We start from the raw sequence: 5,272 nt of genomic DNA on the forward strand, positions 1-5,272 counted from the left end.
CTTTTATTTTACACTTCAAAGTTTCAATTTGAAAACCATTTTTATTTGATTTGCAGATCTGTTCTTTTTACAAATGCTCACTTTGTATTTGTTGATTTGGTCACAAATCTTGGCCCAACCCAGACCATCGGTATTGTGGTTAAGGTAGTTCTCATTTGCCCCAAGATTGCCCCTTACCTTGAGAAGCGCTTCTCAATTCTGTTTAACCACTATGAAGCGTCACCTCGAGATGTTGTGCAGTGGTTGATTGACTGTCTAGAGAACCTGAATGTCGCGTTTTCAATCAACCTGGGTTCAGCAGACTTATCATTTATTCGCTGATAAATCGGTACAGATGGCCCGCTCAGTCATGGCTAATTTGCGTTACGATCGGGGGCTGTTCGTTGTTTAAGTTTTTTCACCATGGGCACAAAGCCGACGATCGCGGTTACTCACCTAGGCTGTGAGAAAAACCGCATTGATACTGAACATATGTTGGGATTGTTGGCGCAGGCAGGATATGATGTCAGCGCCAGTGATGAATCGGCTGATTATGTATTGGTGAACACCTGTAGCTTTATCCAGGCGGCCCGTGAAGAGTCAGTACGCACTATTGTGGAGCTAGCAGAAGCCAACAAGAAAATTGTGATTACGGGCTGTATGGCCCAGCATTTTCACCAGGAATTGCTGGCAGAATTGCCGGAAGCTGTGGCGATTGTAGGCACAGGTGACTATCACAAGATAGTAGATGTTATGCAGCGGGTGGAGAAGGGGGAGCGCGTTCAAGAAGTTTCGCCAGAGCCAACCTACATTGCTGATGAGACTACTCCTCGGTATCGAACGACGACTGAAGGGACTGCTTACCTGCGCATCGCAGAAGGGTGCGATTACCGCTGTGCATTTTGCATCATTCCCCACCTGCGGGGTAATCAGCGATCGCGAACCATTGAGTCAATCGTTGCTGAGGCTCAACAACTAGCAGCCGAGGGGGTAAAGGAATTAATTCTCATCTCTCAAATTACGACAAATTATGGGCGAGACATCTATGGAGAACCAAAACTAGCCGAGCTATTGCGAGCTTTAGGTCAAGTAGACATTCCCTGGATCCGAATTCACTATGCCTATCCTACGGGATTAACCACCGATGTGATTGCTGCTATTCAAGAAACTCCCAACGTGTTGCCATACCTAGATCTCCCTTTGCAGCATTCCCATCCAGAGATCCTACGGGCAATGAACCGTCCGTGGCAAGCAGGTGTGAATGATGCTGTCATTGATCGCATTAAAACTGCGCTTCCTAATGCGACTCTGCGGACGACATTTATTGTTGGGTTTCCAGGAGAGACCGAAGCTCATGTTCAACATCTATTAGCCTTTGTGCAGCGCCACCAGTTTCACCATGTGGGGGTTTTTACCTTTTCACCAGAGGAGGGTACTCCAGCAAGTCAGTTACCGAATCAAGTACCTCAGGCAGTAATGGACGATCGTCGTCGGATGGTCATGCAAGCCCAACAGCCCATCTCCTTACGCCATAACCAGGCAGCCATTGGCACCACTGTTGATGTTCTTGTCGAGCAGGAGCATCCAGAAACAGGTGAGTTAATCGGGCGGTCAAGTCGGTTCTCTCCTGATGTAGATGGACTGGTCTATTTATCAGGCCAGGCGCAATTAGGGACGATCGTTCCTGCCCATATTACTGGTGCTGATGTTTACGACCTCTATGGGCAGGTAGTCACACTATAAAAAATATAAAAAATAAAAAAAGACCCTACACACGCATAACCTACGTACATAAGAAGAAATAGGCCCTACATAGACGCAGGGCCTGCTACTCACCTAATTCAAACGTAAACTGTTCCGCTAAGCCTTAGAACAGGAAGGTGGTGCGTAAGGTACCAATGATCACGTCATCGGTTGTGCTGGTTTGACCAGGAGCTGTTAACCAGATAACACCGGGAGTAATAGAAATATTGTCAGTGAGCTGGTACCGATAGAAGCCCTCAATATGGAATGGGGTTGCATTATTGGCTGGCAGACCAGTGAAGGTACTGCTAGCAGCATAGGGCTGAGCACCAACAAGAATGCCTCCTAGATTACCCTTTTTACCAAGATCGGGGAATGCCAAACCGATAGCATAGCTGTAAATATCAGCCGTTGCACCACCAGCCGTTGCATTCGCCTTAGTGTAGTTGAACCAACCGTTGATAGTAAGCCATGGTGCTGCTGTCCAAGTAGCTGAAACACCAAACGAGTCGGTGGTGTAGGTGCCAACACCAATATTCGCTACACCGGTACCAACAGTACCAAACAGCGGTAGATCGTTGTTAAAGTAGCCACGATTATAGGTCAAACCAATACCAAACTTATCACTAGGTCGGAATGTCAACTGAGCCAGAGCGGCGTAGCTACCGTTAAACAAGCCTTTGCCAGGAATGGGGTTTGCAGCGTTGACATTTGCCATGTAGCCACCGGACAAGGAGATAGCATCGGTGAAATCATAGCTGAACAGTATACCTGCACCCGTACCATCCACAATCCGGTAGATGGGGTTACGTTGACCAAATAGTGATAGAGAGCCTTGACCGCCATCAAAGTCTTCAAAGAAGGGGTTCAAGGTAGGAATCAAGTCAGGCCAGTAACCAGCGTTGGCTTCGATCGCAATCTTTAACTTGTCACCAACGGGGAAGGTGTAATTCAAAGTATCCAGAATGAAACGTGAGTCACCCGCAAAGTTACCCAAATCGAAAGTCTGTCCACTTTGAAAATCACCAATCCCAGACAAAGGAGCAGCTTGGAAATTTCCAGTTTGGAATCGAGTCCACAGAGTATCTTTACCTGTGAAGCTAGTTAAGAAATTGAGACGAACCCGATTGAGGAAGACCGTATTAAATTCAGGTACGCCGTTAGTGCCACCGAAGTTATCTGTAATAGCAAAAATCGCTTCCCCAGACAGCTTGGTAGTTGTAGAGAACTGCTGAGCTTCCAAGGTGGCAGTGCGTGCTTCGAGGGCATCAACTCGGCCTCGCAGAGTGGCAAGTTCGGCAGAAAACTCCTCCTGAAGCTTCTGTAGAGCAGCCAAGTCATCCTTGGATACCAAGTTAGCAGTGCCTTGAGCAATCAACTCGCTAACTTTATCCATACAGGCATTGAGACCAGCTGCAAACTCAAAGCGACTCAGGGGACGATTACCTCGGAAAGTGCCGTCAGGATAGCCAACAATACAGCCATAGCGCTCAACTAGTGATTGCAGAGATTGGTAAGCCCAGTCAGTTGGCTGCACATCAGAGAGCTGAGAGACTGATGTAACCTGAGCCATAGGGTTTGGGCGACCCTCGCTACCGTAGCGACTGAGCTGATTAATAACAGCCCCGTTATCAGCAGGGGTAGCAGTAGGAACTGTTGCGCTACCAGAAAAAGTTTGCGCTAGCAGCATCTCGGGCGCTTGGGGAGCAGGAACCATGGGCTGCACCGTAGTTACATCAGATGATGCAGCTTGAAGTGTGTGCAATGCACTCTTGCTGGCATCAGGTGCCTCTGCCGCAATGGCGGTGCTAGATACAGCAACAAATGCACCCAGCAATGCCGGACTTACAACTAATGTCCTCAACAATGTTTTTGACATATATACCTCTGTTTCCTCACACCTAGAATGTAGAACGATTATAGCGCTGTCGATCTAAATCGACAAACCCAGGACTTAGCAAGCGACTGTAGGTATCTGCGTAGGCTAAACTCTTTACTACAGGGCCTGCACTAACCTATGCAGACCGATGAGTCCAACATACAAGGTGAGTACCTTCCAAAAATGTATTTTAGACTACATCCTTGGGAAACACAACTAATTAGTTGCGCCTTAGTTGCGCTGCTGACTCGTTGCTAGTTTGTTGTAAGGTTATAGAAACTAATTGGCTCATGATGATTAGGAACACGATCGCCTTAACTTCATCAAACCCTAATAACTGAGCTGTGACTGGTCTAGAGGTTAGGGGCTAGGGGAAAGATTGTGATATTACTACTCCTAGACCGTTGCCAAAGGAGCGATCGCGTGCCTGACTCAACTTCAATGCCCACGAGTGACTCTGTGGATATAGACCAGTACCTGGAACAGATGGCTGCTATTGTAGGCATCACGCTGCACCTTGACTACAAACCTGGAGTCAAGGCTAACTTAGAACGATTGCAGGCTATTGCTCAGTTGTTTCTGGAGTTTCCATTGCCCGATGACATAGATGCTGCACCTGTGTTTTACCCATGACCAAGCCGATCGCTGATGCTACAAGTATTGCCACTGCCGTTAGGGGTAAAGAAGTTACCGCTCGCGAGGTTGTTGCTGCTGCCCTCGCCCGCATCGCCGAGTATAACCAAACGCTGAACTGTTTCACGACGGTTTTGGCAGAGCAAGCGCTAGCGGATGCTGATCGGATTGATTACACCATTGCTCAAGGTAAGGATCCAGGAGTTTTAGCAGGTGTTCCCTTCGCAGTCAAAGATTTGTTTGATATTGCAGGAGTCACCACGCTGGCGGGGTCAAAAATCAAGGCTGAGGAGCCACCTGCTGCTCAAGATGCTACGTTGATTGTTCGCCTCTGTCAGGCAGGAGCCATCTTGGTAGGAGCGCTAATGATGGATGAGTATGCCTATGGCTTCACAACAGAAAACTATCACTATGGCAGTACTCGCAATCCCCATGACCTCAACCGGGTAGCAGGCGGCTCCTCTGGTGGCTGTGGTGCAGCGACAGCGGCAGGTCTAGTTCCCCTATCCCTAGGGTCTGATACCAACGGCTCTATTCGAGTGCCTGCGTCATTTTGTGGTGTATTTGGTCTGAAGCCGACCTATGGTCGGCTCTCTAGAGCTTACACATACCCCTTTTGCAGCAGTTTGGATCACATGGGTGTCTATGGGCGATCGGTGCGGGATGTAGCCCTAGCCTACGACTTGATGCAGGGATATGACCCAGCAGATCCTGTTTGCACAACCCGGCCTCCTGATCTGTGTCTGCCAGAACTGGCTAAGGGCATTGATGGCTTGCGGATTGCTGTGGCAGATGACTATTTTGCCAGAGGTGGATTACCAGAGGTCTTTGCGGCTGTTGAACAGGTTGCTACGGCACTGGATGCTACAGCGCGGGTAACTATTCCAGAGGCCAAGCGGGCGAGGGCAGCGGCGTTTATAATCACGAGTGTTGAGGGTGCCAATCTGCACCTTCAGCGCTTACAGCATCGTCCCCAGGATTTTGATCCTGCAACTCGCGATCGTCTGCTAGCGGGCACGTTGATTCCTGGTGTTTGGT

The 5,272-nt window shown here is 48.7% G+C and carries 5 protein-coding genes; 4 read left to right on the forward strand and 1 reads right to left on the reverse strand.

What is annotated here, in order from left to right; all coding sequences use genetic code 11:
• Positions 1 to 321: hypothetical protein (locus NZ772_13230; GenBank protein MCS6814513.1), on the forward strand; the 321-nt coding region annotated here is incomplete at its 5' end.
• A gap of 81 nt (positions 322 to 402) precedes the next feature.
• The gene (gene rimO / locus NZ772_13235; GenBank protein ID MCS6814514.1) at positions 403 to 1,722 is read left to right on the forward strand and encodes a 30S ribosomal protein S12 methylthiotransferase RimO; all 1,320 of its coding nucleotides are present in this window, start codon (positions 403 to 405) and stop codon (positions 1,720 to 1,722) included.
• Positions 1,723 to 1,846: 124 nt separating this feature from the next.
• On the opposite strand, the gene NZ772_13240 is transcribed toward rimO, so the two are convergent.
• Positions 1,847 to 3,601 (reverse strand): iron uptake porin, encoded by a 1,755-nt coding sequence (locus NZ772_13240; GenBank protein MCS6814515.1) that lies wholly within the window; start codon positions 3,599 to 3,601, stop codon positions 1,847 to 1,849.
• A 441-nt stretch (positions 3,602 to 4,042) separates the two neighbouring features.
• On the opposite strand from NZ772_13240, the gene NZ772_13245 reads away from it, so the two are divergent.
• Both NZ772_13245 and NZ772_13250 read left to right on the forward strand, forming a co-directional pair.
• Complete coding sequence (locus tag NZ772_13245; protein MCS6814516.1) at positions 4,043 to 4,234, forward strand: DUF4089 domain-containing protein; 192 nt, start codon at positions 4,043 to 4,045, stop codon at positions 4,232 to 4,234.
• Positions 4,231 to 5,272, forward strand: a 1,042-nt coding sequence (locus tag NZ772_13250) for an AtzE family amidohydrolase (protein MCS6814517.1), incomplete at its 3' end; no start/stop codon positions are given. The genes NZ772_13245 and NZ772_13250, both read left to right, overlap by 4 nt.

The organism is Cyanobacteriota bacterium, from assembly GCA_025054735.1.
Classification (GTDB): Bacteria; Cyanobacteriota; Cyanobacteriia; order SKYG9; family SKYG9; genus SKYG9.

Coding starts and splice junctions, on each gene's coding strand:
- rimO (MCS6814514.1), top strand. CDS start 403: ATGGGCACAAAGCCGACGATCGCGGTTACTCACCTAGGCTGTGAGAAA.
- NZ772_13240 (MCS6814515.1), bottom strand. CDS start 3,601: ATGTCAAAAACATTGTTGAGGACATTAGTTGTAAGTCCGGCATTGCTG.
- NZ772_13245 (MCS6814516.1), top strand. CDS start 4,043: ATGCCCACGAGTGACTCTGTGGATATAGACCAGTACCTGGAACAGATG.